This window comes from Bradyrhizobium sp. WSM4872, from assembly GCF_055811715.1.
Genome location: NZ_JBVVPT010000027.1, coordinates 1 through 25,554, shown reverse-complemented (window position 1 = coordinate 25,554; position 25,554 = coordinate 1). Strand labels below are relative to the sequence as shown.

Annotated in this window: 21 protein-coding genes and 1 tRNA gene; 6 read left to right on the top strand and 16 right to left on the bottom strand. The window is 63.8% G+C overall.

Annotated features, from left to right (window positions below):
• Positions 1-72: 72 nt before the first annotated feature.
• Positions 73-3,468 carry a PAS domain-containing sensor histidine kinase gene (locus tag AC0L3C_RS27880; protein ID WP_473409527.1) on the bottom strand — a complete coding sequence of 1,132 codons (3,396 nt, stop codon included), beginning with the start codon at positions 3,466-3,468 and terminating at the stop codon, positions 73-75.
• Between the two features lie 647 nt (positions 3,469-4,115).
• On the opposite strand from AC0L3C_RS27880, the gene AC0L3C_RS27875 reads away from it, so the two are divergent.
• On the top strand, positions 4,116-4,547 hold the full coding sequence (locus AC0L3C_RS27875) for a phasin (RefSeq protein ID WP_473409526.1): 432 nt from the start codon (positions 4,116-4,118) through the stop codon (positions 4,545-4,547).
• Between the two features lie 194 nt (positions 4,548-4,741).
• A tRNA-His gene (locus AC0L3C_RS27870) sits at positions 4,742-4,818 on the top strand.
• Positions 4,819-5,024: 206 nt separating this feature from the next.
• Here the strand turns inward: AC0L3C_RS27870 and AC0L3C_RS27865 are convergent.
• The 3 genes from AC0L3C_RS27865 to AC0L3C_RS27855 all read right to left on the bottom strand — a co-directional run bounded on the left by AC0L3C_RS27865 (position 5,025) and on the right by AC0L3C_RS27855 (position 7,362).
• Positions 5,025-5,492 carry a DUF4411 family protein gene (locus AC0L3C_RS27865; RefSeq protein WP_473247154.1) on the bottom strand — a complete coding sequence of 156 codons (468 nt, stop codon included), beginning with the start codon at positions 5,490-5,492 and terminating at the stop codon, positions 5,025-5,027.
• Between the two features lie 4 nt (positions 5,493-5,496).
• The gene (locus tag AC0L3C_RS27860) at positions 5,497-6,684 is read right to left on the bottom strand and encodes an ImmA/IrrE family metallo-endopeptidase (RefSeq protein WP_473409525.1); all 1,188 of its coding nucleotides are present in this window, start codon (positions 6,682-6,684) and stop codon (positions 5,497-5,499) included.
• Between the two features lie 273 nt (positions 6,685-6,957).
• Positions 6,958-7,362, bottom strand: a complete 405-nt coding sequence (locus AC0L3C_RS27855; protein WP_473409524.1) for a nuclear transport factor 2 family protein — start codon at positions 7,360-7,362, stop codon at positions 6,958-6,960.
• 482 nt (positions 7,363-7,844) lie between these two features.
• Between AC0L3C_RS27855 and tenA the strand changes: the two genes are divergently transcribed.
• The gene (tenA, locus tag AC0L3C_RS27850) at positions 7,845-8,519 is read left to right on the top strand and encodes a thiaminase II (RefSeq protein ID WP_473409523.1); all 675 of its coding nucleotides are present in this window, start codon (positions 7,845-7,847) and stop codon (positions 8,517-8,519) included.
• A gap of 244 nt (positions 8,520-8,763) precedes the next feature.
• Here tenA and AC0L3C_RS27845 read toward each other — a convergent pair whose 3' ends face one another.
• The 4 genes from AC0L3C_RS27845 to AC0L3C_RS27830 form a co-directional block, all read right to left on the bottom strand.
• Positions 8,764-9,978, bottom strand: coding sequence for a hypothetical protein (locus tag AC0L3C_RS27845; protein WP_473409522.1), 1,215 nt, complete (start codon positions 9,976-9,978; stop codon positions 8,764-8,766).
• A 293-nt stretch (positions 9,979-10,271) separates the two neighbouring features.
• Complete coding sequence (locus AC0L3C_RS27840) at positions 10,272-11,210, bottom strand: AEC family transporter (RefSeq protein WP_473409521.1); 939 nt, start codon at positions 11,208-11,210, stop codon at positions 10,272-10,274.
• Positions 11,211-11,216: 6 nt separating this feature from the next.
• Entirely contained in the window at positions 11,217-12,140 is a 924-nt protein-coding gene (locus AC0L3C_RS27835) for an HpcH/HpaI aldolase/citrate lyase family protein (protein ID WP_473409520.1), read from the bottom strand.
• 2 nt (positions 12,141-12,142) lie between these two features.
• Positions 12,143-13,309: a CaiB/BaiF CoA transferase family protein gene (locus AC0L3C_RS27830; protein ID WP_473409519.1), complete on the bottom strand. Its 1,167-nt coding sequence runs from the start codon at positions 13,307-13,309 to the stop codon at positions 12,143-12,145.
• A gap of 321 nt (positions 13,310-13,630) precedes the next feature.
• Between AC0L3C_RS27830 and AC0L3C_RS27825 the strand changes: the two genes are divergently transcribed.
• Together AC0L3C_RS27825 and AC0L3C_RS27820 are read left to right on the top strand one after the other, a co-directional pair.
• Positions 13,631-13,981, top strand: coding sequence for a hypothetical protein (locus AC0L3C_RS27825; RefSeq protein ID WP_473262648.1), 351 nt, complete (start codon positions 13,631-13,633; stop codon positions 13,979-13,981).
• Positions 13,982-14,418: 437 nt separating this feature from the next.
• Positions 14,419-15,096, top strand: a complete 678-nt coding sequence (locus AC0L3C_RS27820; protein ID WP_473409518.1) for an AAA family ATPase — start codon at positions 14,419-14,421, stop codon at positions 15,094-15,096.
• Positions 15,097-15,174: 78 nt separating this feature from the next.
• Here the strand turns inward: AC0L3C_RS27820 and AC0L3C_RS27815 are convergent, their stop codons facing one another.
• The 5 genes from AC0L3C_RS27815 to trxB all read right to left on the bottom strand — a co-directional run bounded on the left by AC0L3C_RS27815 (position 15,175) and on the right by trxB (position 19,044).
• A complete protein-coding gene (locus AC0L3C_RS27815) occupies positions 15,175-15,354 on the bottom strand; it encodes a hypothetical protein (protein WP_027565323.1) in 180 nt (59 codons plus the stop codon).
• Between the two features lie 98 nt (positions 15,355-15,452).
• Complete coding sequence (locus AC0L3C_RS27810) at positions 15,453-15,713, bottom strand: hypothetical protein (protein ID WP_473262649.1); 261 nt, start codon at positions 15,711-15,713, stop codon at positions 15,453-15,455.
• Between the two features lie 65 nt (positions 15,714-15,778).
• Entirely contained in the window at positions 15,779-16,687 is a 909-nt protein-coding gene (locus tag AC0L3C_RS27805) for a 4-hydroxy-tetrahydrodipicolinate synthase family protein (RefSeq protein ID WP_473409517.1), read from the bottom strand.
• A gap of 462 nt (positions 16,688-17,149) precedes the next feature.
• Positions 17,150-18,073 carry a LysR family transcriptional regulator gene (locus AC0L3C_RS27800; protein ID WP_007614700.1) on the bottom strand — a complete coding sequence of 308 codons (924 nt, stop codon included), beginning with the start codon at positions 18,071-18,073 and terminating at the stop codon, positions 17,150-17,152.
• Between the two features lie 5 nt (positions 18,074-18,078).
• Positions 18,079-19,044 carry a thioredoxin-disulfide reductase gene (gene trxB, locus AC0L3C_RS27795; protein WP_473409516.1) on the bottom strand — a complete coding sequence of 322 codons (966 nt, stop codon included), beginning with the start codon at positions 19,042-19,044 and terminating at the stop codon, positions 18,079-18,081.
• A gap of 265 nt (positions 19,045-19,309) precedes the next feature.
• On the opposite strand from trxB, the gene AC0L3C_RS27790 reads away from it, so the two are divergent.
• Positions 19,310-19,789 (top strand): Lrp/AsnC family transcriptional regulator, encoded by a 480-nt coding sequence (locus AC0L3C_RS27790; protein WP_007596676.1) that lies wholly within the window; start codon positions 19,310-19,312, stop codon positions 19,787-19,789.
• Positions 19,790-19,958: 169 nt separating this feature from the next.
• Here AC0L3C_RS27790 and greA read toward each other — a convergent pair whose 3' ends face one another.
• The 3 genes from greA to AC0L3C_RS27775 form a co-directional block, all read right to left on the bottom strand.
• Positions 19,959-20,432, bottom strand: coding sequence for a transcription elongation factor GreA (greA, locus tag AC0L3C_RS27785; protein ID WP_007596674.1), 474 nt, complete (start codon positions 20,430-20,432; stop codon positions 19,959-19,961).
• A 211-nt stretch (positions 20,433-20,643) separates the two neighbouring features.
• On the bottom strand, positions 20,644-24,108 hold the full coding sequence (gene carB, locus AC0L3C_RS27780; RefSeq protein ID WP_473262652.1) for a carbamoyl-phosphate synthase large subunit: 3,465 nt from the start codon (positions 24,106-24,108) through the stop codon (positions 20,644-20,646).
• A 145-nt stretch (positions 24,109-24,253) separates the two neighbouring features.
• Positions 24,254-25,423, bottom strand: a complete 1,170-nt coding sequence (locus AC0L3C_RS27775; RefSeq protein WP_473278561.1) for an MFS transporter — start codon at positions 25,421-25,423, stop codon at positions 24,254-24,256.
• Positions 25,424-25,554: the final 131 nt, after the last annotated feature.

Below are 25,554 nucleotides of genomic sequence, written 5' to 3'. Positions count from 1 at the left end.
GGTGATTTGGGCTTGCGAGCTCTCTCAACGCGGGTCGTCCCGCCTTCGCCGGGACGACGATGTGGTGAAGGCTCAAGCCTGCGCCAGCGCCGGTGCGAACACCACCTCGATCAGCGAGCCGGAGTTCGCCGCGCTCTTGATGTTGAAGCGGGCGCGGTTGGCTTCGACCAGGGCCTTGGTCAGCGACAGGCTCAGCGCCGAATTGTCCTCGGCGTCGCCGGGCGGTGGCGTGCGGAACGGCTCCATCGCGGCGGCGACTTCGCGCTCGCTGAGGCCATGACCGGTGTCGCGGATGCGAAGTGCGACCTCGCCGCGGTCGGTGAGCGCGGTCGAGACGATGACCTGGCCGCCGGCGCTGGCGAGCCGGATCGAGTTCGAGATCAGGTTCATGGTGATCTGCCGCATCGCGCGCGCATCCACACTCACTTGCGGCAGCGCATGACCGAGCGAGGTGCGGATGATGATGCGCTCGCGATTGGCCTGCGGCTGCATCACGACCACGCAGGCCTCGACGAGGTCGTTGAGGTTGAGGTTGGCGAAGTTGAGGTCGAGCTTGCCGGTCTCGATCCGCGACAGCTCGAGCAGATCGTCGATGATGGCGATCACGCGCTCGCCGGAGGCGCGGATGTCCTTCATGTACTCGCCGTAGCGCTCGTTGCCGAGCGTGCCGAAGCGCTCCGAGATCATCACCTCCGAGAAGCCGATGATGGCGTTGAGCGGCGTGCGGATCTCGTGGCTGATCCGCGCCAGCATGTCGGCCTTGGCATTGGCCGCGCCGTCGACCAGGCGTCGCGCCTGCGTCAGCTCGCTCTCGCCCTGCTTGCTCTGCGAGAGGTCGCGGAACACGGCGAAGAAGTTCGGGCCGTCGGGCCGGGTGCGGCCCATGATCATGGCGAGCGGAATCACGCCGCCCTTCTTCTCGCGTCCCAGCACCTCCCGACCGTGGTCGAGCAGGCTCGCGATGTCCTGGCTCTTGAGGTTTTCCAGATAGTCGATGACCACATGCTGGCTCTCCGGCGCGAACAGCGTCACCAGATTCTGCTGCATCAGCGTCTCGCCGTCATAGCCGAACAGCGCCTCGGCGCTGCGGTTGCAGGCGTGGATGTTGCCTTCGGCGTCGAACATGACGATGCCCTCGGCCGTAGTGTCGAGGATCGCGGCGAGATCTTCCGCGTCCGCCTCGCCGACGTCGGGCTCGGGCGGGAAGGTCTCGGGAGCAATGGCCTCGGCGACGACGGTCTCCGCGATCAGGGGCGCAACGGGTGCAGCCTGCGGCAGCGCGCAGATCAGCGCATGCGCGCTCTCGCCGTCCCAGTCGATCGCGTGCAGATGCGCCTCGGTGGTCGGCAGCGGCTCCTCGCCATTGGCGAGCGTCGCGCTGATCGTGACAGGCGTGCCTGCTTGCGACGTGCTGCTGGCCGCGGACACGCCCGGCTCGACATAGAGCGCATCCAGCCCGCCGGCATTCTCCAGTGCGCTCAGGCTGGCATAGCCCATGCGCGCGAGAAACGCCGGGTTGGCGTAGAGCAGGCGGTCGAGCCGATAGATCAGGATGCCTGATGGCAGCAGGTCGAGCAGCGCGCGGTCGCGCGTGCTGTGGCCGTGCGCCGGCGGCGCGGGCGCGGTCAGCCATTCGGCCGGTGCGTGCGGCGTCTCCGGCTCGGGCTCGCGCTCCGGCGTCGGCGCCTCAGGCGTGATCTCGGCATCCGGCGGCTCGGTCGATGCCGCGATGGTTTCCTTGTCGCGTTCGAGGCGCTCGGACAATTGCCGGGCGAGCTCGTTGAACGCGCTGTTCTCGACCGGCGTCAGTGTCGGCGATCGTGTGTCGCCGGGCGCGCGGAACGGCAGGACATTGGGAGGCGTTTCCACTGGCGTTTCCGGATCGGTTGGATGTGAATTCGCGTCGGTGATGGGTTCGGGCAGTTCAGCTTCAGCTTCAGGCTCGGGCTCAGGTGCGGGCGGCTCGACCGGCGGAGCCGGCGGCTCTGGCTCTCGCTCGGGCTCCGGCTCGATCACATCGGCGGACAGGCTTTGCGGCGCCGCCGGTGCGGCCAAAAGCTCAAAACGCCTGAGCGCATCGAGCCGGTTGAGGCCGTCGAGATCGCGGCAGACGCCAAAACCCCTGAAGCCCGCGAAGTTGCGGTCGCCGTCGTAAACCGGAAGCCCGGCAAGCTCGACCGGCAGATGCTCGCCGCCGTCGGCCGGCCAGTTCACGGTGACCCCGGCCCAGGTATCCTTGCTCGCAAGCGCCTGCGCCACGCGGCCTTCAGGGTCGAGCGCGAATGCGTCGGCGATCTCGCGCCAGGGGCGGCCGAAGCCGGCGGCCGTGCGCGGACCGATCAAGTGGATGAATTCGTCGGAGAGCAGCACAAAGCGGCCCTCTGCATCCACCTTCCAGAGGAAGCGCAGCGGATGCTGACGCGGTGCGGGCGGCTCTTCATGGCCCGACGGCGGCTCGACCATGCCGGTCACGGTCGGCGCGGCCTGCGGCGACACCATGGCTTCGGCCGAGTTTTCAACCGGAGTTTCTGGCGCGGCTTCGGCCGCTTGCTCGACGGCTTGCTGGATCGTCACGATCTCGGTCGCCGGCTCGCGCGCGGGCGGTTCGTGCGCGATCGTTGCTTCCGGCGCGTCCTCGGCGAACGCGTCGAACAGCGCGATTTCGGACGGCGCCTCGTGCGGCGGCGCTGCTTGCACATGCTCCGGCACGGCGGCTGGAGCAGGGGGCGGCGCCGGCTCAGGCTGAGCGATGTCTTCGCGCGCGACCTCCTCAGCAGCCCCGGCTTCGACCTCATCACTGGCTGCCGCCGCCTGCTGCACGGCAGGCTCGATCAGCGCGACCAGGCCGACATCGGCCCCGCTGCCGACCCGCTGCAGCACCATCTGCCCGATGCCGATCGGCGTCTCGGCGCGGCCGAGGCTGAGCGCATCACTGCGCGCCTGTTCGAGGCCGGCTTCGCCCAGGTCACGGAAGCCGAGCAGGGTGCGGGCCGTTTCGCTGGCGCCGACGAACAGGCCATCGGGCGCGAACGCCGCCATCGGCGTCTTGGCGCCGTCGACCAGACGAAGCAGCCGCTCGACCAGCGGCATCGAGCGCAGCATCGGATCCATCGCCGTGACGAGCACCGCGCGGCCGCCATCGGCGAAGTCGAGCCGGGCACAGGCGCAGGTCATCAGCGTGCCGAGCCGCGCGCCGAAGCCGCGCAGCTGTTCGAGCCGGATCGCCCCGTTCGCAGGCAGCCGGCCGGCCAGCCGGACGATCTGGCGGCGGTGGCTGTCGGCAGGGCCGAAAATCTTGTCCGCCAGCGCCGTGGCATTGGCCGCGCCGAACAGCCTTGCGCCGACCGGATTGGCCCAGAGCACGCGCGTGCCGTCGATCGACCACAGCCAGACGGGCAGCGGCGAAGTCGCGTGCACGGCCAGCCGGGGATCGCCCACGCCTCGCAACTGGAAATCCGAACTCGTCATCCGACCGGCTTCGCGTCCCGCTTGTGCGCATCGGGCTGCCGGGAATGGCAGCCTTAAGAAAGGGTTAGTATCGCCCGCAGCCGCGGGCAGGTCCACGTCCCAAGCCTATGCGCCAAGGCCTAAAGCCGCGATAACCTTAATGTCCCCAGGCCCGCAAGGCGCAGCCGCGCTGCATCCGCAGGATTCGCGCGTGGCAAATGGTCAGTCGCGTCAACCCGAACTCGCGCCCCAACCCAGCTGCGTTCCCTCCCCCCTTGTGGGGGAGGGCTAGGGAGAGGGGTAAGCCCAGCAAAAGCTGCCAGTCGTTGCCCCGAGGCCGAAGCGCGACGGACAGAATCCCCGTGTGGCACCCCCCTCCCTGACCCTCCCCCCCAAGGGGGGGAACGGAGAGAGCGCTGCCGGCGCACTCAATTACCTCAACCACCGGTTCCCCTGTCCGGGAACCTCATCCTCCCCGAGATTAAATTTGCGCAACGCACCCTCAAAGCCGTTGCGATGCACAATGTTGACATTTTAGGCAGGCATGGTCCTCGCGCTGGGCGAGCCATCATTCGTTTCGTGTTTCCAGTCTTCGCACCCGTCACCCGGTTGGCCGGCGGGCGCGCCTGAAGGCTCACTCCGTTTTTTCATTAGTGTGAGGGATACCCATGACAGGTGCGACTGATCCGTTTTCTGCCTCGATCATTCCGTTCGAGGTCCCCGAGCAGGTGCGTGCGTTCGCCGAAAAGGGCGTGTCGCAGGCCCGCGAGAACTACGCCAAGTTCAAGGACGCCGCCGAGACCCACAACGGCACCGTCGAGGCCGTGTTCTCGTCCGCCCACAAGGGCGTGAGCGAATACACCGCCAAGCTGATGGAGTTCGCGAAGGCCAACACCAAGGCCCATCTCGACTTCACCCAGGAGCTGTTCAGCGTGAAGGCGCCGCAGGATGCGTTCGCGCTGTGGACCAACCATTCCAAGGCGCAGCTCGAGACCTTCCAGGCCCAGGCCCGGGAGCTCGCCGAGATCGCCCAGCGCGCCGCCACCGCCGCCGCCGAGCCGATCAAGGCCTCCGCCGCGAAGCTCTACCCCGCCGCCTGATCCGGCGCGGCCGTCTCAATCAAGAAACCCGGGCCTAGAGCCCGGGTTTTGCTTTGGAAATAACCTCGTTTGCGGGACGTTTTGAGGGTGTTGCGGCCTTGCCAAAAACGCCCGTTGCACCTAGTTTCCGCCCCGTCCAGCCCCCCTCGGTGACCGGCCCTATCAAGGGCGCCCCTCGGGCGGCTCGCAAGGATGCAGTTGTAGCTCAGTTGGTTAGAGCGCCTGTCTGTGGAACAGGAGGTCGGTGGTTCGAGCCCACCCAACTGTACCAAGCAAACTCAATCAATTGGCTACTAGTAAATCCGATCCGGTCCTGATCAGTAGCGGGCTAGGTATCGAAACAAGCGGCTTTTTGCCCACAAGCTCGATCATGCAGCCCCCGTTCTACCGAGGCAGGTGACGTCTTTGACGCGCACGGCGCGTTCATGCAATTTGTCGGCGATGAAGAAATGCGATTGTGGCGGAGCATCTTTGCGGCTAGCTCGTCCAGTCTTCTTTCTCGATCAGATCGGCAACGCCGCAATGATCGATATTCTGGGCGTCGCACACGTCGGGGATGCGTTCTTTCCCGGGATGCTCCTCCGTTACGACCCACATTTGCGGAGCGGTGCTCGCCGCGAGAGCAATCACGAATGGATCGGCGCCTGACCGGCCCTTCACAGTGTCAACCAACTTGGGATGTGCGGCCATTATCTTCGCGACGATCGCCTGCGTCGGATCGTCGATCTCGACAAACATGCTTTCCTTGCGATCCTTGCACCACGCGAAGAGCTCGTCGTCTTTCTTCTGAAGTTCGTTATAGACCTCGATCGACGACTTAAAGCGGCTTTCGGCAATCAGCTTGTCGAAGCCGTCCCACACAAATCTAAAATTCTTCGGCCGATAAATCCGGTGCCAAGCGTGGATCAGCGCGCTGCTGTCGATGCTATAGACTAAGCTGGCCATGCGACTATCTGAGCCCCGCCGCCTTCGCCAGCTTCGGGATGTGCTTCACCTTTAACCCTAGATAGCCAGAGATCGCACTGAGCGTCATCCGATCTTGCCAGTAGTTGCTCAGAAGCATCCGAACCAACGGCTTGCCGAAGTGGCTCACCGTCTCTTGCGGCATATTCCGCTTGATCTCTGTGGTTTGCTCCCGCTGGCGAGCGCGCTGAGCCTGATACTCGGCGATGTATTGGCCTCGCTTGCGGGCGTAAAATGCTTGCGTGGTGCGATCGAATGTCAATAGCCTGCGCAGGATCGCTTCGCGGCTCACGTTGAACCGCCGCGCCATTTCGCCGATTTGCGCATCTGTCCAAGCTTCCGAGCGGGAGCCTTGTTCTTTTACGCCCGGATAGGCGAGCACAGCGGCCTTTGGCATCAACGCAGCAGCAGCGACCTGATTGCAAAACACTTCGATGGCTTGATCTTCCGGCGGACGCTTCGCGTCGGTCTCAAGATCGGACACGCCGCTAACGTGCAACATCAGATGTGCGAATTCGTGGAGTAAGCTGAAAGTTCGGCGCGTTAGCGTATCCTTCCGATTTACGGAGATCACCGGGGATATATCGTTGAAGATTGCAAAGCCTGAAGCTTCTTCGCTGCCGATGGCCGTCGACTGAAAAACCAGCGTGCCGGTTCCTTCGATCTTACCCCGCCAGGCATTGAAGCCGTTGCGACCGTCAGCGTCTCGCCACTCCTTTTGTAGTTCATCCGTTACGCCGAGTTCCGTACGAATGCACTGCCCGACGACTTCGGGGTCTTCTTTCAAGTCGGCCTTGAGGCTAAATTTCGGCAGTTCCTCGTCAAGATCGTCTGCCAAATCGAGCGCTAGCTCACGCCGTTCGGCAGCGGCACGAATCTCCAATTGCAAAGCCGGCGAGTAGTGACGCGGCCCTGTACCCGGAAGCCGGCGCAGGTCGCGCATCACGTCAAACTTGGTCGGGGGACTGGGTAGATAGAAGACTGCCAGAGGTCGCTTGAACAGCGCTGCAAGCTTGCGCAATTGGGGGATTGAGGGCGACGCGTCGCTGTCGGGGTTTTCCCAATCCGCGAGTACATCGGTGTTAATCTTGAGTTTGTCGGAGGCTTCAGCGATCGAAAAGCCAGCCGTCTCCCGCGCCCACGTAACGAGGGCTGGAGTGATCAGGGCTTTCACGCGAGTTGCCATTGGTCTGCCTTTGTCAGAGTAGGTAGCTTATAGTGGTAAACGACTGACCGACCTAGTGCTGTGTGGCGTACCGCCACAATGAGAATCAACGTTTTAACGGTGCCCAACTCGTAAAGTGCTGCAGCGCTGTGCGACAGCTTCGCACCACCTCGATGTGTCGGGTCACGCTTCCATACGGTCAGGCAAAAAACATCGAATTGGTGCGCTGCCAGGGTAATCCCTTCCTCAAGCGCGAAAGCTAGAACCCAATGTCATCGCCCATCAGGCGATCATTGCCTTGATCTGCGCAGTGTCCGCAAATTCAATCAGCTCGACGATCTTGCCGTCCTGAAATCTAAACAGGTCCAGGATCTCCGTGCTGGAAGCCTGCCCGGTCGGACGGTATCGAACGTTCACGCGGGAATGGACAGCAACGCGATCTCCGTCCACCAACTCTGCCAGGATTTCGCGACCTTCGAAGCCGAAATCAGCAATCAATTTACTGAAGGCCCCACGCAGGGTCGGGTGCCCCTGCATACTCCCTGTCAGTGCGAGCGCGCTCTTGTCGCCCATCAAGGTGAACAAACCCTCGGGATGAAAGGCTGTCATCAAGCCCTCGGCGTCACCGCCGTCACGTGCCGCGTAAGCGCTTCTGATCAATGCCAGCATCTCGTCACGCTGTCCCATGTCACCCTCCCTGCAGGACGTATCAGGGCAGCCTAGCGACCTTCGCGTGTAAACGCAAAATCATCGCGATGAGGGGTGAGGGCTCAGCACGCCGCGAAGCAGGGGCGTTCGCTTTCGTTCCCCGGGTTCAGGAGAAAACGGCGTCGGGCTACGCCGAACCTTTTCACGACCTTGGGTGTTTGTGTTGCGGCAGGACTGATAACGCTGAGGAGCTGAGACATGAATGGACTTATCTATCTGGTCGGACTCGTCGTCGTGATTGGTGTGGTGCTCTCGTTCCTGGGCCTGCGCTGATTGGGTATTTGGGAAGTACGGCGCACTCTCCAGCATTGCGGCGACAGTGCACAAAACTCTCAACGCGGGGAGTGTCCGCAACTGCTCAAAGCCAGTTTTGTCCCGCGGTCACCGTAGCTCCCAGGTCCGCAATGCGCTACCGGTAGCGAACCAAAGGCGTTCATGGACAAGCAGGCCGGGCAGACATCGTGAGTTTCTTCGAGCGTCTCAAGACAGCAGCATCCCTCGAGTGGCGGGCTTACACCGAGCATCCCTTCACGAACGGATTGGCAGACGGCTCGCTCCCCGAATCGGCGTTTCGTCACTACCTCGTTCAGGACTATTTGTTCCTCATCGAGTTTGCTCGCGCCTACGCGCTCGCGGTCTACAAGTCGCCCCGACTTGCCGACATGCGTGAAGCAGCGGCCGGCCTTTCGGCCATCCTCGATGTCGAGATGAACCTGCACGTGAAGCTCTGCGCCGATTGGGGTTTGTCCCCGACCGACCTTGAACAGGCTCCTCCGGCGGCCGAGATGCTGGCCTATACACGCTACGTGCTCGACGCGGGAATGCGCGGCGATCTGCTGGCTCTCAAGGTGGCGCTTGCCCCCTGCGTCATCGGGTACGCGGAGATCGCGACGCGGCTCGCCTCGCTCCCCCTCGCGGACGCTGCGACGAACGCCTACCGCGTCTGGATCGCGGAGTACGCCGGCGCGCCGTACCAGGAGGTCGCTGCCAGAGCGCGGGCGCATATGGAGCATCTCGCCGATCTCTACGCCACGCCGGCCCGCGAGGCGGAGCTGATTGCGATCTTCAAGGAAGCCACCCGCCTCGAGGCAGACTTCTGGGAGATGGCCTGGCGCGAGGGCCAGCGGGTTGGATAGGGGTTTTGAGAATCGCCAGAGGCTCATGGCCTGAGGGGCCGCAATCATGGTGATCTTCGATCTGTCGGGCCGAGCTTCCGTGACGATCGGTCCCACCGGGGCGGGTCCAATCTCCGGCATGGCGTGCGTAGCTTGTGCGCGCATATTACCAATCAGGGCGACGCCGCACGAGGCCCCCAGCATCACGCGGCGTCACTTGGGTGCACTTCACGGCTGTGCGGATTCGAACCCATGTCACGGACCCCTATTGCAAATACGGGCGCAGGTTCGGACGCACGCGTGGCGTGATGATCGTCGTGGTCGCCGGCGCGGTCGTTTGCTTGACTTCGACCTCGGAGGGCGCCGCCGCGGCGGCTGGTCCCGCCCCCGGTGCCCCGGCCGCTGCCGGCTGAGCGGGCCTTGTCGTTGTTGTGGTGGTCGTCGTGGTGATTGAGACGGTCTGCTTCGTGCCCACGCGCCCAAATCTGGGTGCGAATTCGTCCGCGTAGGAGATGCAATAGACGAGAGGGTCGTTGAGACGCAGCTGTTTGGCTATTGCCTCTCTGCTGCGGGCATCCTGAACGCAAAGATTGTATCGTGCCCGCCAGACGGGAGGTCGCTCGAATGGCGCATCTGGCGCATCCAGGTCGCCCTCTTTACGTTTGATGGGTGTAATCGCGTTAGGCGGCTCCTGGTGCGGAAACGCAAGGCTGATGGTAAGTTTATGAATATCGGTACGCGAAGCGCCGATCGAGGCACTCCCTGACACGGGCCGGAACTGGTTCGGTACGGGATCGAGTTGGACGGTGGCCGCGGCGCCACCGCCGGCAGTCGTCGTAAAGGTCAGCGTGTCGACGAAATTGTCCTTGGCTCCCCCCTGGCTGTCGATATCGATGAACGTCTCGACGACCCGGCCAACGCCGATCGATCCATGCATTGGATCAACGCCGATGGAGCCGGTCAGCGGATAAACGACGTTCGCCGGGCGTAGCCCAGGCCACTTGGTGCACAGCTCTTCTTTGGTCATCAAATCGTCCCAGCTGTCCTCGGTGCCGAAGACACGCGAACCGATCCGCGTCAGATCGACCGCGCCGGTGCCACTCACGTCGAGCGTATTTGCCGACCAGGGAAGCCTGAATCCCGCGGCTGCGCCCGCATGGTTGGTCTCGGTGATATTGAAATCATATGAATAGACGATCGCAACTTCGGTCAGCCTCAGGAGGTGCTTTTCCGGCTCCGTCAGTTTCCTCTTCGTGCCCTTGAGCTCTTTGATCGTGGATCTGATGGCGGCGGCTGCGGGCGGGTCACTGATAATTTTAGCGTCTATTAAATGACCAAGAAGCGCAGACCTCACCTCGCAACGTCCGAAGCGAACGATGTCCTCGGTCCTGTATGGGCTCACATCGTCGGGAACAGGGTAGAGAGAACAACCTCCAAGCCATGCTGCGAAAATACAAACGAGCCAATTGACCGTACGCATCGTTGCCCCACTCAACTCAAGCAGACAACCGGCGCACGCATACGCTCCTTCAGGATGAAGGGTTGATGTGACCTGACGATTGTCGCGCTAGCCCCCCGGCCAACACATGACGCGAAATTGCGCGTATCATGCAGCTCCAGCGTGTCCAAACCGCCGTGACAGGTCAAGCGGAAACTGCACCTTCGGTTGTTCACCCCCTGAGTGACACGTCACGGCCGCGCGTCCGGGCCTCGCATGCGGGGCGCGCTTGTCACGCCTCGTAGTTGTTCAGCGCAGGACGGGCCGTTGGAGAGCTACCTCGCCACCACCCACACCACCACCGGCAGCGTCACCGCCGCCAGCAGCGTGCCCAGCGCCACCGCGCCCGACACCGGGTTCACCAGCCGCTGATACTGCACCGCGAAGATATACGCATTCGCGCCGGTCGGCATCGCCGCGAACAGCACGACGACGCCGGCCGCGAGCGGCGGCAGGTCGAGCAGTTTTGCCAGCACGAAAGCGGCTGCCGGCATCGCCAGCAGTTTGACTGCGCTCATCACGACGACGCTCAACATCTCGCCCTTGACCTCGAACCTGAACAAATTGATGCCGAGCGCGATCAGCGCCGCCGGCGAACCCGCTTGCGCCAACAGCTCGACGGTCCGGTCGACGACGGGATGGAGCCCGAGGCCGGTGAGGCGCCAGAGCAGGCCAATGCCGATCGCCAGCATGATCGGGTTGCGGGCGAGATCCAGCAGCACCGGCAGGATCAGCGACGCGGCCGAGGCGGTCTGCTTGCGGTCGACCAGCTCCATCTGCAGCGTGCCGCAAAGCCAGAGCAGCGGCGTGTTCACCGACAGGATCAGCGCCATCGGTCCTGCCGCCTCGTTGCCCAGCGCCGACAGCGTCAGGGGAATGCCGAGCATCACGATGTTGCCGTAGACCGAGCCGATCGCGAACACGACGCCGTCCTCGCGGTCCTCGCGCCGCTGCCGCAGCAGCGCCGAGAGCACGAGTGCCGCGATCCAGGTCAGCGCGAGCGCGCCGTAATAGGCGCCCCACATCCGCCACGGGCTGACGCCGGAAAATTCCGAGACGACGATGGTGCGGAACAGCAGCGCGGGGATCGCGATGCTGAAGGCGAATTCGCTGATGCCCTTGTGCGCGGTTTCGGAGACGAAGCGAAACAGCACCGCGGCATAGCCGGCCGCGATCAGCGCAAACACCGGCGCGACGATCAGCATGGTGGCCATGCGCCGCTACGACCCCATCTCGATGATCCGGCGCGCCATGCGGACATTGGCATAGTCGATCATCTTGCCGTCGAGGGTCACCGCGCCCTGGCCCTGCGCCTCGGCTTGCTCCATGGCCTCGACCACGCGCCGCGCGTGCGCGAGCTCAGTGTCGGACGGGACGAACGCCCGCAGCGTCGGTTCGATCTGGTCGGGATGGATCACCTGCTTGCCGTCGAAACCCATCGCAGCCGCCTTGAGCGCGCTGCTTTCCGTCAGTCTGGCATCCCGGAACGCGCCGCACGGACCGTCAATGGCGCGCAGGCCGAACGCGCGCGCGGCCACCAGCAGGCGCATCATCGGATAGGCGAACAGATCGAGCGGGGCGGAGGCATAGCCGCTCTGGGCGGAGCCCACATGCCGGTAGCCGTCCGGCGACGCGCCGATTTCCGAGGAGCGGGCGCCGATCGACGCCGCGAAATCGCCGACACCGAGATGAAGGGCCGCGACGCTGTCGTGCGCGGCGGCGAGCGCGTCGACATTGACCAGACCCAGCGCGGTCTCGATCAGCAGTTCGAGCGCCACAGGCGAGGGGCGACCCGGCGCGGCCGCGCGCAGCTGATCGGCAATGGCGGCGATATCACTCGGGCGTTCCGCCTTCGGCACGATCACCGAATCCAGCCGGGGCAGCGCAGCGAGCTTGCGGATTTCCTGGGCGATGAAGGGGCTGTCGACGGCGTTGAGCCTGACGGCGACGACCTTGCTGCCCCAATCCAGCGAGGACAGCGCCCCCGCGGCTTCCTCCAGTGCCGTGCTCTTCTCGGACGGCGGCACGGCGTCCTCGAGATCCATGAACACCGCATCCGCGGCCGAGGCAGCCGCCTTGGCGACGAGACGGGAGCGATGCGCGGGAACGGCCAGATAAACCCGCGTCGGCCGTTGAGGCGCCATGGTCATGTCTCCTTTGCCAGACCGAGCTCGCTGAGGATGGATGGGTTGTGCTGCCCGACGTCAGGCACCGGATCCATCCGGGGCGACAGGCCGGGAATGGTGAGAGCCGGCAGGAAGCTCATCACCGGACCGCATGGAGATCCCACCGTTTGCACCCGGGCGCGGGAGCGGAGCTGCTCATGCTCCAGGAACGCCTCGACCGAATTCAGATGCGCGTTGGCGATCGAGGCCTCGTCGAGCAGCCGCAGCACCTCGTCACTGGTCATCGCCGCAAAACGTTGCTCGATATGGACCTGCAGATCGTCCCTGTTCTGCATGCGCAGCGGATTGGTGCGGAAGCGGGGGTGATCGGCAAAGGCCGCCTCGCCAAGCACGATGGCGCACAGCGATCGCCATTCCCGGTCGTTCTGGATGCCGAAGAAGATCGTGTTGCCGTCGCCGACGCGGAAAGGGCCGTACGGCGCTATCGTTGCGTGCCTGGCTCCGGTTCGGGGCAGCGGCCGGCCCGTACTCTGCGTGTAGAAGGCGGGATAGCTCATCCAGTCCGTGATGGAATCGAACAGCGAGGCCTGGAAGGCGGTGCCCTTGCCGGTCCGCTCGCGGCGATACAGCGCCATCAGCACGCCGTTGAGGATGTACATGCCGGTGGCGATATCGACCACCGAAAGTCCGACCTTGGCGGGCTCCGCCTCGGTGCCGTTGATGGCGAGGACGCCGGCCTCGCACTGCACCAGGAGATCGTAGGCCTTCTTGTTGCTGTAGGGGCCGCCCGCGCCATAGCCCGAAACGTCGCAGGCGATGATCCGGGGAAATTTTTGCAGGAGCGATGCGGCATCGAGGCCCAGCCGCTCCGCCGCGCCGGGCGCCAGGTTCTGAATGAAGACGTCGGCCTGCGGCAGCAGGGCCTCGAGCACCTCCTGACCATCAGGACTCTTGATGTCGATGGCGAGGCTCTCCTTCGACCTGTTGGTCCAGACGAACTGGCTCGACATCCCGTTCATCACGTGATCGTAGTCGCGGCAGAAATCGCCATCGCCCGGCCGCTCGATCTTGATGACGCGCGCGCCCCAGTCCGCGAGATGCCGGCTGGCAAGAGGAGCCGCGATCGCCTGCTCGAGCGAGACCACCGTCACGCCCGACAGCGGCAGCTCCGCCTCATTTCCCTCCATGCAATCGTCTCCGTCCCGCTCACGCTTTCGACCAGCGCAGGAGACAAGCCGACCACCCCACGCACGTTCTGTGATGATGGCATGATGCTCCTGTTTTGCCCGACGAGTCAAATGCGATTTCGTAAAATCCGCAGACTGCGATCCGCAAAGTCCAATGGGGACATGGACTTGGCTACTGTGCATGGGGTTGTTTTCGCGTTTTTGTTCTTGGGGGCACCCTGTTGCCGAGACCGCACACGTCCCGCCTTTCGCATCTCGCCTCGTTGCCAACGAACCCCCGTTCACCCACTATCCGCTCCGACTCGACATTTGGGGGGATCGATGCCGGCGTTCCGTTTCAAGAAAACCTTTGCTGCCGCGATCACGGGGATCGCCCTGGCCGTCCTGATCCATCCGGGTGAAGGCTTTGCCTACTCCCAGGAGGAGCAGCAGGCCTGCACCCCCGACGCGATGCGGCTGTGCGGCGAGTTCGTTCCGAACGTCGACGCCATTACCGCCTGCATGATCCAGAAGAAGTCGCAGCTCTCGCCGCAGTGCCGGGTGTTCTTCCGGCCGGGGCCGGAGCCGGGCATGGCGGCCGCGCCCCGCGCCGGCAAGCCGACCAGCATCGCCCCTAAGCCCACGAAGAAGAGCACGAAGACGGCCAAGAAGAAGAAATCCAGCGAAGGCTGAGCGCGGGCACGGCGTTCCCTTTTTGAAACTCGATCATGCCCGGGCCACAGCGCGCAGTGCGTTTGAAGTCCCGGGCATTTGCGTGTCCGGCCCCTCGTTCGCTCGCCCCTGAGTCAAACTGACCCAGGCATCAGCCCCACACCAGCCACCGGACTCGTTTTGTTCGCCTTCCTGTGCGGACGCTTGCGACAAGGCGGGATGGAAAACGAGTCACGGAATGGTTTGCGCGGCGAGGTTGCATTCCATTTTTTCCCGCCGGACTGCTCAATAAATGCACGATTGCCGGCGTGAAGCCGTCGTCGCACGCAGCAGTGTGACTCAAAAGCCAACGCGCTTTGTTATTTCATGGCGCCGACATAACTTATGATAAATTTTTCTTTCCCGAATCACCGCGGTGATTCATTTTCGCCGCCTGGGGTCAATCTGGAGGCAGAGGTATGAACGTTATTGTTTTTGCATCGCGTAAAGGTGGCTCAGGCAAGAGTACGCTGGCCGCGCATCTCGCCGCGCAGATCAAGGCGACCAAGCCGATCCTGCTCGTCGATGCGGATCCGCAAGGCTCGCTCACGCTGTGGCACAAGCTGCGTGGCACCAACGAGCCGCCGATCAAGTCCGCGGTGAACTCGGTCAGCGGCATCGTCTCCGCTGCCAAGCGCGACGGTTATGAATGGGTGTTGATCGACACGCCGCCAAACCTGTCGGCCGTCGTCGACGATGCCATCCGCAATGCCACCATGGTGGTGATTCCCGCCCGTCCCGGCGTGTTCGACGTCAACGCGGTGCAGGAAACCATCCAGATGTGCCGTGCGGCGCGCAAGCCCTATGCGGTCGTGCTCAACGGTGCGCCGGCGCGCCGCGACGAGTCCGAAAGCCCGATCGTCACCATTGCCCGCGAAGCGCTGGCGAAGTTCCGTGCTCCGGTGTGGGGCGGCCAGATCACCAACCGTTCGGATCTGCTGATGGCGCTGAGCCACGGCGAGGGCGCGCGGGAATATCAGGCCGAGAGTCGTGCGGCCCAGGAAATCGCAAGGCTGTGGGCGGCGATCGATCGTTCGGTAAAGGCTATTCGCGGCACGGCGTCGGCGTCCGGCGCAATGCACAAGCAGGCGGCATAATTTTTCATAAATCATTCCCCGGACGAAAAACGCGCGGACATCCGCGCGTTTTGCGTTTTTGGGAAGATGACTTTGCCGCTAGGCCACCATCAGCATGTAGAACACGATTACCGGCGACAAAGTGAGGATCACCGACCAGATGCCGGCGGCCCAGAGAATGTCCTCGGTGGTGAAGCCCTGCTGTCCAGCGTCGTAATGCGACGCCACTTCGTTATGACTATTCACAAACGCCCCCGCGATTTCTTCGCTTATGGGCATGAACGCTACGCGTGATGTTTTAAAATTCCGGGTCGCAGTTTCGCGCGCTTTCGAACACAGGTGCTACCACGGGTTAACCATCCGGGTCTGCGCAGGCATCACGCCAGCCACACTCGAAACACCAGCACCGGCATCAGGCCGAGCATCACCGCCCAGAAGCCGAACGACGACACCACCACAATTCCCCGCAAGAAATCGGCGGACGCGAACATGTCTGCCGCCGTCGGGCGGATGCGTTGCCCCATGATCATTCCCCCATTTGAAAAGACTTTGAATGAAGACGGTAGCCGCGATTGCGTAAACGAGCCGTAGCTGCGCCATGCGGCAGCAGCGAAGGCCGTTGGGGCGTGGTTAACCACGGCACGCTCTCTCTCACTCCCTCTCCTCGTTCTTACGGGGAGAGGGCGGGGTGAGGGGCTATCAGCTACGCCGCGACTTGCATCCGCCGCTCGATCTCGCGATCGATCTGGACGGCGAGTTCGCTGCCGATCTCGACCATCGGCAGGCGCACTTCGGGGCTATCGATGAGACCCGCGCGCCACAGCCAGTATTTTGCCGGCGCGGGACTGGGCTCGGCGAACAACAGGCGCGTCAGGTCCGCGACCTCCTGCCAGCGCGCCAGCGCAACATCATGGTTGCCGCGCTTCAGCTCGGCATGGACAGCCGCAAACGTCGCGGTCTCGAGATGGGCTGACAGCACGATGCCGCCGTCGGCGCCGTCACTGAGCGCCTCGAAATAATTCGCGTCCTCGCCCGTCAGCACGCGAAAGTCCGCAGGGCGGTCGCGCAGCAGCGCGATGGATTGCTCGCGGCTCGCGCCGCAATCCTTCAGGCCGATGATGTTCGGATGCCCGGCAAGCCGCAGCAGCGTCTGGTTGGTGATGTTGACCGAGGTGCGATAGGGGATGTTGTAGAGCGCGAGCGGCCAGGCGGCGTGATCGGCGAGCGCTTCGAAATGCGCCAGCAGGCCGCGCTGCGACGGCCGCACATAATACGGGCTCGCGATCAGATAACCGTCGATCGGCCAATCCGCGGTCTCGTCGAGACGCTCCTTCAGCCGCGAGGTATCGGCGCCTGACAGTCCGAGGCAGATCGGAATCTTGCTGTGGCCGGTGGCCAGCTCGTCGCGCACGATGGCGACGAGGCGTTCGAGTTCGACGTGGCGCAGCGTCATGCCTTCACCGGAGGTCGCTCCCAGGATGAAGCCGTCGACGGCCTGTCCGCTGTAATGCCGTATCAGCCGGCACAGCGACCTCTCGTCGAGGGCGCCGTCGCGAAACGGCGTCACCAGCGGCAGCCAGAGCCCGTGCAATTGTTCCTGTAGTCCGGTCATGTTCCATCTCCTTCTCGGGAAAGATCCTGAGACGAGGGCACATGAAAAAACCCCGTCCAGGCGGCGGGGCTTTCGAAGTTCGGCTCGCGATGACGAAGGCTGTTAGCGCGCGCAAAAATCCGAGGTCCCCAGATGGGGCTCTTTTTTCGAGGCGATTGCCTGCGATGAGATTGCGCACGACTTCGTGATCATTCGCAAATGATGCGGGGTAAGCATGGAACTGTCAATACACGTGGAGGGCGAAGGCCGAATCCGCCAAAAAAAAGCCGGGCTCGATCGAGCCCGGCTTAAGGTATTGGCCACGTGAGGCCGACACAATCACCTTCCAAGAGGGATTACTGAACTCCCGCGCCACTGGAGGAGGGGGACAAATGCGCAACGCGAAGGCTCAGCGTGAAGAGATTATGGGCTAGCTTCGCGCCATGCATCAAGCGTCCGAGCCGCATGTCTGACATGCGGAAATCAGGACGGCCAGCGCTGCGCCTTGCTCACCACGAAGTCGCGGAACACTTGCACGCGCGCGACCGTCTTCAGCTCTTCCGGATAAACAAAATACGTATCGAGCTGGATCGAATCCGATTCGCCGAACAGCTGCACGAGGCGGCTCTGTTCTTCGATCAGATAGTCCGGCAGCGCGGCGATGCCGAGGCCCTGCTGACACGCGCGGACGAGGCCGAGAATGTTGTTGACCCTGAAATAGGCTTCGCGCGGACCCGAGCCGTTGCGCCCCGCTTCGACCAGCCAATTGCGGTTCTGAAGATGCGGCGCGAAGTTGCCGTCGGAGAGCGTGATGATGCGGTGGGAGTCGAGCTCCTCCAGCGTGCGCGGCGTGCCGAAGCGCTTGATGTAATCGGGCGAGCAATAGGCGTGGAAGCCCATCGCGAACAGCTTGCGCTGGATGAGATCCGGCTGCGTCGGCTTGCGGGTGCGGATCGCGACGTCGGCCTCCCGCATCGAGAGATCGAGCTCCTCGTCGGTGACGATCAGCGAGATCCGGATTTCCGGATAGAGCGCGGTGAATTCGCCGAGCCTGGGGATCAGCCAGTTGATGCCGACGCCGGGCGTGGTGGTGATCTTGAGATCGCCGCTCGGCCGCTCGCGGCTGTCGGTCAGTTTCGCGCGCGCCGCCTGCAGCTGCATGAACACGTCATGGGCGGTGCGGAACAGGAGGTCGCCCTGTTCGGTGAGGATCAGGCCGCGAGCGTGGCGGTGGAACAGCGAGACCGAGAGCTCCTGTTCCAGTGCCGAGACCTGGCGTGACACCGCCGATTGCGACAGGCCGAGCTGCTCGCCCGCGTGCGTGAAGCTGCCCGCTTCCGCTGCGGCGTGAAACACCTTCAGCTTGTCCCAGTCCATATCCGTAAATCCGTCGCGTGTTCTTGCCATGATGTCTATTCCGCTGCCGCGCGCTCGCTGGCGCGCAGGGCCAAAAATCGTTCCGCCTCGAGCGCCGCCATGCAGCCGAGGCCGGCCGCGGTGACCGCTTGACGATAGGTCTCGTCGGCGACGTCGCCGGCGGCGAACAGGCCGGGGACCGAGGTGGCGGTCGAGTTCGGGGCGACCTCGACATAGCCCGACGGTTTCAACTTGATCTGGCCGGCAACGAGTTCGGTCGCAGGGGCATGCCCGATGGCGACGAAGACGCCGTCGGTCGGCACGTCGGTCAAGGCGCCGGTTTTGACGTTCTTCAGTCGCACATGGGTGACCTTGTTCGGATTCTCGGTGCCGCAGATCTCGTCGACGGCTGAGTCCCAGACCACCTTGATCTTCGGGTGCTTGAACAGACGCTCCTGCAGGATGCGTTCGGCGCGGAAGTGATCGCGGCGATGCACGATGGTGACCTGCGAGGCATGGTTGGTGAGATACAGGGCTTCCTCGACCGCGGTATTGCCGCCGCCGACCACCACGACTTCCTTGTTGCGGTAGAAGAAGCCGTCGCAGGTGGCGCAGGCCGACACGCCGCCGCCCAGGAATTTCGCTTCGGACGGCAGCCCGAGCCAGCGCGCCTGGGCGCCGGTGGCGAGGATCACCGTGTCGGCGAGATAGAGGTCACCGCTATCGCAGGTCAGGCGAAAAGGTCGCTGCGAGGTGTCGAGCTTTGTCACCAGGTCGGTCTTGATCTGGGTGCCCACATGCAGCGCCTGTTTCTCCATCTGCTCCATCAGCCAGGGGCCCTGGATCACGTCGGCGAAACCCGGATAGTTCTCGACGTCGGTGGTGATGGTGAGCTGGCCGCCCGCCTGGATGCCCTGGATCAGGATCGGCTCGAGCATCGCGCGCGCGGCATAGATCGCCGCCGTGTAGCCGGCGGGGCCGGAGCCGATGATGACGACCTTTGCATGGACAGCGGCGGACATTTCGACAGATGCCTTTCACGGGGGACTGCAGCGCGGGCGCGGAACGTGCCGGGAGGCCTCGCGGAGGCGCTGAAATATCAGAGGTAATCTAAGCCTTCTGGTGAGCTATGCAAGAATTGCATTCCCTGTCGGCGGATTTTTCCAACAGGGAACAAAAGTCGATTGCGCTGCACGCGCAATAAAATTGCGCCGAGTGCGCCGTCTGCGCTATGAGGATTGCGATAGACCCACCAATACCGCCGCAAAGGCCAGGAGTTCCAATCACGTGTCGCGGAACCTAGACGAGATCGACCTGAAGATTCTCACCGAGATTCAGGCCGACGGTCGAATCACAAATGTCGAGCTGGCCAAGCGCGTCGGCATTTCGCCACCGCCCTGCCTGCGCCGAGTCCGGGCGCTGGAGGAGGAGGGGTATATCCACGGCTATCGCGGGCTTCTGGACGCACGCAAGCTCGGCTTCGACGTCACGGTGTTTGCGGCAGTGCACCTCTCCAGCCAGGCCGAGGCGGATTTGCGCGCCTTCGAGGAGTTCGTCCGCGCCGAGCCGCTGGTGCGCGAGTGCTGGATGCTGTCGGGCGAAGTCGATTTCATCCTGAAATGCGTCGCCCCCGACATGGCTACCTTCCAGGATTTCGTCACCCATTTGACCGCCGCTCCGCACGTCCGCAACGTGCGGACCTCGCTGGTGCTGCACAATTCGAAATACGAGGCGGCCGTGCCGCTCGACGTGAGGGGACGAAGGTAGCGCGATCTCGTGCCCCGGACGCAGCGCAACGCTTCTTCAGCGGTGCGCTGCAGAGCGTCCGGGACACCAGGGCTGAGTGAGCGCTTCACCTCACATTCCCCGCAACATGCAGCAACAAAAAGGGCCGCGCATCGCGCGGCCTTTTCAAATCAAACGCAACGGCAAATCGCTACCGCCACTCGACCTTGGTGATCTCGTAAGCCTTGGCGCCGCCGGGTGCGTTGACCTCGACGGTTGAGCCCTTCTTCTTGCCGATCAGCGCGCGCGCGAGCGGCGAGGTGATGGAGATGCGGCCCTTCTTGGCGTCGGCCTCGACCTCGCCGACGATCTGCCACACCGTCTTCTTCTCGGTGTCCTCGTCGACCAGTGTCACGGTCGCGCCGAACTTGATGGTGTCGCCGGACAGCTTTGAGATGTCGATGATGTCAGCGCGCGCCAGCTTGTCCTCGAGCTCGGCGATGCGGCCTTCATTGTGGGACTGCTCTTCCTTCGCGGCGTGGTATTCCGCGTTTTCCGACAGGTCTCCGTGCGAGCGCGCCTCGGCGATATGCTCGATGATACGCGGACGGTCCTCCGACTGGCGCTTCTTCAGTTCTTCCCCGAGCGCGGCAAAGCCGCCCGCTGTCATCGGTACCTTTTCCATCTCTTCTCTCGTCCTTCGGTCGCGCGCGCCCTGAAATGTCAGCGCGCACGCAACTTGATTCGTCAGTCTGTCCGGGGGCTCAAGCGCTTGCCGCCGAACGTTCATATGGGCTTGGCGCCGGAACAGAACAACCATATGGCCGGACAGTTCCTCCGGCCATATTGGCTTCATCGCCAATCACTTAGCGGGAGATTGGGCCTCCTGCTCGCGATCAGGTTTCCGAAAAGTAGCTCTGCAGGGTCCGAACCTCAAGGTCCCCGCCCAGATAGGCGCGGATGCCCTGCGCGGCCGCCACGGCCCCGGAAAGAGTGGTGTAATACGGCACTTTATGCAAGAGGGCCGCGCGCCGCAGAGAACGGCTGTCGGCGAGCGCCTGCGGGCCTTCGGTGGTGTTGAAGACGAGCTGGACGTCGCCATTGGTAATGGCGTCGACGATGTGCGGCCGGCCCTCCAGCACCTTGTTCACCTTCTCGGTCGGGATGCCCTGGTCGGTCAGGAAGCGGGCCGTGCCCGACGTCGCCAGCACCTTGAAGCCGAGCGAATGCAGCTCGCGAACGGCCTCGGTGATGCGCGTCTTGTCGCTCTCGCGAACCGAGACGAACACCGTGCCCTTGCGCGGCACCCGCGTGCCGCCGCCGAGCTGGCTCTTGGCGAACGCCACCGCAAAGGAGCGGTCGATGCCCATGACCTCGCCGGTCGAGCGCATCTCAGGGCCGAGCACGGTATCGACGCCGGGGAAACGGGCGAACGGAAATACCGATTCCTTCACGCCGACATGCTCGAAGTTCGCCTTCTTCAGCTTGAAATCGGCAAGCTTCTCGCCGGCCATGATGCGCGCCGCGATCTTCGCAACCGGCGTGCCGACCACCTTGGCGACAAAGGGCACCGTGCGCGAGGCGCGCGGATTGACTTCGAGCACGTAGATCTCGCCGTCCTTGATGGCGTATTGCACGTTCATCAGGCCGACCACGTCGAGGCCGAGCGCCAGCTCGCGGGTCTGCCGCTCCAGCTCCTCGATCATCTTGTCGTCCAGCGAGTGCGGCGGCAGCGAGCAGGCGCTGTCGCCGGAATGGATGCCGGCTTCCTCGATGTGCTCCATGATGCCGACGATGAAGGTGTCCTTGCCGTCGCAGAGGCAGTCGACGTCGATCTCGGTCGCATCGGACAGATAGCGGTCGAACAGCAGCGGGTTCTTGCCGAGCACGGTGTTGATCTGGCCGGTCTTGTCGTTCGGGTAGCGCGCCTTGACGTCGCCCGGCACCAGCTCCGGCAGCGTGCCGAGCAGGTAATCGCTGAGCTGGTTCTCCTCGCGGATGATTTGCATCGCGCGGCCGCCGAGCACGTAGGACGGGCGCACCACCAGCGGCAGGCCGAGATCGGTTGCGACCAGGCGCGCTTGCTCGACTGAATAGGCGATGCCGTTCTTGGGCTGCTTCAGCCGCAGCTTGTCGAGCACCCGCTTGAAGCGGTCGCGGTCTTCCGCAAGGTCGATGGCGTCGGGCGAGGTGCCGAGGATCGGCACTTCGGCGGCTTCCAGCGCACGCGCGAGCTTGAGCGGGGTCTGGCCGCCGAACTGCACGATCACGCCGTGCAGCGTGCCGTTGGTGCGTTCCTTCGCGATGATCTCCAGCACGTCCTCGGCGGTGAGCGGCTCGAAATAGAGCCGGTCGGCCGTGTCGTAGTCGGTCGACACCGTCTCCGGGTTGCAGTTGACCATGATGGATTCGTAGCCGGCGTCGTGCAGCGCGAAGCAGGCGTGACAGCAGCAATAGTCGAACTCGATGCCCTGGCCGATGCGGTTCGGTCCGCCGCCGAGGATGATGACCTTCTTCTTGTCGGACGGCGAGCTCTCGTCCGCAGGCGTGCCCGCGAACGGCGCCTCATAGGTCGAGTACATGTAGGCGGTGGGCGAGGCGAACTCGGCCGCGCAGGTGTCGATGCGCTTGTAAACCGGGCGAACGCCGAGCGCGTGGCGCTTCGCCGTGACTTCGGCCTCAGTCGTCTCCGCGATCACCGCGAGCCGGGCATCGGAGAAGCCCATGGCCTTGAGCGTGCGCATGCCGAAGGCGTTGCCTGGCAGGCCGTTCTTGCGGACCTTCGCTTCCATATCGACGATGCCGCGCATCTCGCTGAGGAACCACGGATCGATCTTGCAGGAATTGAAGATCTCCTCGTCCGACCAGCCGAGCCGCATCGCCTGCGCGACCTGGAGCAGCCGGTTCGGTGTCGGCGTGCCGAGCGCAGCGCGGATCGCATTCTTGTCGTCGTCGCGGCCGAGACCTTCGATCTCGATCTCGTCGAGGCCGGTGAGACCGGTTTCGAGCCCGCGCAATGCCTTCTGAAGGCTTTCCTGGAAGGTGCGGCCGATCGCCATGACTTCGCCGACCGACTTCATCGACGTGGTCAGCGTGGTGGAGGCGCCGGGGAATTTCTCGAAGGCGAAACGCGGCACCTTGGTGACGACATAGTCGATCGTCGGCTCGAACGAGGCCGGGGTGGCGCCGCCGGTGATGTCATTGGCGATTTCGTCGAGCGTATAGCCGACCGCAAGCTTGGCGGCGACCTTTGCGATCGGAAAGCCGGTGGCTTTCGAAGCCAGGGCGGAGGAACGCGACACGCGCGGATTCATCTCGATGACGACCATGCGGCCGTCTTCGGGATTGACGCCGAACTGCACGTTGGAGCCGCCGGTCTCGACGCCGATCTCGCGCAGCACCGCCAGCGAGGCGTCGCGCATGATCTGGTATTCCTTGTCGGTCAGCGTCAGCGCCGGCGCCACCGTGATGGAATCACCGGTGTGCACGCCCATCGGATCGAGGTTCTCGATCGAGCAGACGATGATGCAATTGTCCTTTTTGTCGCGCACCACCTCCATCTCGTACTCTTTCCAGCCGAGCACGGATTCTTCGATCAGCACTTCGTTGGTGGGAGACGCATCCAGGCCGCGCTCGATGATGTCGAGGAACTCTTCCTTGTTGTAGGCAATGCCGCCGCCGGTGCCGCCCATGGTGAAGGAGGGGCGGATGATCGCGGGCAGGCCGATCTCGGAGAGCGCCATCAGCGCCTGGCCGAGCGCATATTCCTGGTAGCGCTTGCGACGGTCGCTCTCGCCAAGCGTCCACTGCCGCTCGAGCTCTGCGAGCGCCGCGCCCGAGGCCTTTGCGCGTTCGGCCTGGTACTTGTCGCGGAAGGACTTCTTCAGGGCGGAGGCGTTGGCGAGCCGCGACTTCGGCGTCTCGAGCCCGATCTTCGTCATGGCCTCGCGGAACAGCTGGCGGTCCTCGGCCTTGTCGATCGCGTCCGCGGTGGCGCCGATCATCTCGACGTCGAACTTGTCGAGCGTACCTTGCTGGCGCAGCGACAGCGCGCAGTTCAGCGCGGTCTGTCCGCCCATGGTCGGCAGCAGCGCGAAGCCGCCGGGGATGACGTGACGTTCCTTCTCGATGATTTTCGCGACGATCTCGGGCGTGATCGGCTCGATATATGTCGCATCGGCCAATTCCGGGTCGGTCATGATGGTGGCCGGATTGGAATTGACGAGGACGATGCGATAGCCCTCTTCCTTCAGCGTCTTCACCGCCTGGGTGCCCGAATAGTCGAACTCGCAGGCCTGGCCGATCACGATGGGACCGGCGCCGATGATCAGGATGGTGGTGATGTCTGTACGTTTGGGCATCAACTCTCGCCGAAGTGGAATTTGGGCACAAAAAAAGGGCGCGCCTGCTGCGCGTCCCTTTGGCCGAGAGCGCGGTGGTCCCCCCTCGCGCGCGGGGTGGGTCTTAGAACAGTTTTCGGGGCGGCGAAACCCCGAAAAACGCCCATCAACCGGCAATTTTGACCGGTTTTGGCCGGGCCTGCCAGCCGCGGGCGACATGCACCAGAAGAGCCGCCGAAACGCTCAATCCGCCGACCCAGCCGAGATCGGCCGGGCTCCACGCTGCAAGCACGGCGCCGCCCAAGGCACCGCCGATCGCAAAGCCGAGATACATGGCCGAGGCGTTGAGCGAGAGCGCGATCATCGAGGCCTGCGGCTCGATCCGGATGATGCTGGCGACCTGGGCCGGGTAGAACGCCCAGCCCGAGATGCCCCAGAGGAAGATCGCGCCCAGTACCGCATAATGCGCCTGTCCCGGCATCAGCTTCAGGACCAGCGAATGCAGGATCAGCGCGCTGGCCATGCCCGCGAGCCCGAGACCTGCTGTGGCGAGCGTGCCGAGCCGGTCGGCCAGGACGCCGCCGAGCATGTTCCCGATCGCGGCGGCGCCGCCGAACACCAGCAGTGCGAGGCTGATCTGCGAGGCATCGAATCCAAGGCCGCGCAGCGGGACCGCGAAATAGGTGAACACGGTGAAGCCGCCGAGCGCCCAAAAAATCGTGATCAGAAGTGCCGTCAGGACATTGCGGTGACGCGCCACAGCCAGCCGCTCGCCGAGCGAGGCCGTGTTGCGCGGCAGACCGCGGGGCAGACCGAGCAGGAGGCCGGCGAGCGCAACGGCACCGATCAGGGCGACCATGGCAAAGGTCGCACGCCAGCCGAGCAGGCTGCCGACGAGATTGCCGAGGGGAACGCCGATCACGGTCGCAACCGTGAGGCCTGAGGTGACGAGTGCCACCGCACGGCCGCGTCGCTCAGGCGCGGCGACGGCCACGGATACGGCGAGCGCGGTCGGCATGCACAGCCCGGAGCCCAGCGCCATCAACATGCGCGAGGCCAGCAGCAAGGCGTAATTCGACGCAACCATCGCCGCGAGGTTTCCGGCGATGAAGGTCGATAGCGCCAGAGCCAGCACGGTGCGGCGGTCGATATTGTTCAGAGTCACCGCCAGGATCGGCGAGCCGACCGCGTAGGTGAGGGCGTAGGCCGTGACCAACTGGCCGGCGGCGGGGACGGAAATCGCTAGGTCAGTTGCGATCGACGGCAAAAGCCCTGCAATGACAAAGCCTTCCGTACCGATCGCAAAGGCCGCCAAGGCTAACCAGAATACGCTCATCCGAGAATTTCCTATGTTCAACGATTATTGAACTATCGGTGGGGCCGAGCCGGGAGTCAATTGGTTCAAGAACTATTGAACATTGAGGCGATCTCGCTATGATCTTCAGACCATGAGCCGTACCCCACCCC

Excerpts from the sequence above, each read along its gene's own strand:
- AC0L3C_RS27880 (WP_473409527.1), bottom strand. The coding sequence starts at position 3,468 with ATGACGAGTTCGGATTTCCAGTTGCGAGGCGTGGGCGATCCCCGGCTG.
- AC0L3C_RS27875 (WP_473409526.1), top strand. The coding sequence starts at position 4,116 with ATGACAGGTGCGACTGATCCGTTTTCTGCCTCGATCATTCCGTTCGAG.
- AC0L3C_RS27865 (WP_473247154.1), bottom strand. The coding sequence starts at position 5,492 with ATGGCCAGCTTAGTCTATAGCATCGACAGCAGCGCGCTGATCCACGCT.
- AC0L3C_RS27855 (WP_473409524.1), bottom strand. The coding sequence starts at position 7,362 with ATGGGACAGCGTGACGAGATGCTGGCATTGATCAGAAGCGCTTACGCG.
- AC0L3C_RS27845 (WP_473409522.1), bottom strand. The coding sequence starts at position 9,978 with ATGCGTACGGTCAATTGGCTCGTTTGTATTTTCGCAGCATGGCTTGGA.
- AC0L3C_RS27840 (WP_473409521.1), bottom strand. The coding sequence starts at position 11,210 with ATGGCCACCATGCTGATCGTCGCGCCGGTGTTTGCGCTGATCGCGGCC.
- AC0L3C_RS27835 (WP_473409520.1), bottom strand. The coding sequence starts at position 12,140 with ATGGCGCCTCAACGGCCGACGCGGGTTTATCTGGCCGTTCCCGCGCAT.
- AC0L3C_RS27830 (WP_473409519.1), bottom strand. The coding sequence starts at position 13,309 with ATGGAGGGAAATGAGGCGGAGCTGCCGCTGTCGGGCGTGACGGTGGTC.
- AC0L3C_RS27825 (WP_473262648.1), top strand. The coding sequence starts at position 13,631 with ATGCCGGCGTTCCGTTTCAAGAAAACCTTTGCTGCCGCGATCACGGGG.
- AC0L3C_RS27820 (WP_473409518.1), top strand. The coding sequence starts at position 14,419 with ATGAACGTTATTGTTTTTGCATCGCGTAAAGGTGGCTCAGGCAAGAGT.
- AC0L3C_RS27815 (WP_027565323.1), bottom strand. The coding sequence starts at position 15,354 with ATGCCCATAAGCGAAGAAATCGCGGGGGCGTTTGTGAATAGTCATAAC.
- AC0L3C_RS27805 (WP_473409517.1), bottom strand. The coding sequence starts at position 16,687 with ATGACCGGACTACAGGAACAATTGCACGGGCTCTGGCTGCCGCTGGTG.
- AC0L3C_RS27800 (WP_007614700.1), bottom strand. The coding sequence starts at position 18,073 with ATGGCAAGAACACGCGACGGATTTACGGATATGGACTGGGACAAGCTG.
- trxB (WP_473409516.1), bottom strand. The coding sequence starts at position 19,044 with ATGTCCGCCGCTGTCCATGCAAAGGTCGTCATCATCGGCTCCGGCCCC.
- greA (WP_007596674.1), bottom strand. The coding sequence starts at position 20,432 with ATGGAAAAGGTACCGATGACAGCGGGCGGCTTTGCCGCGCTCGGGGAA.
- carB (WP_473262652.1), bottom strand. The coding sequence starts at position 24,108 with ATGCCCAAACGTACAGACATCACCACCATCCTGATCATCGGCGCCGGT.
- AC0L3C_RS27775 (WP_473278561.1), bottom strand. The coding sequence starts at position 25,423 with ATGAGCGTATTCTGGTTAGCCTTGGCGGCCTTTGCGATCGGTACGGAA.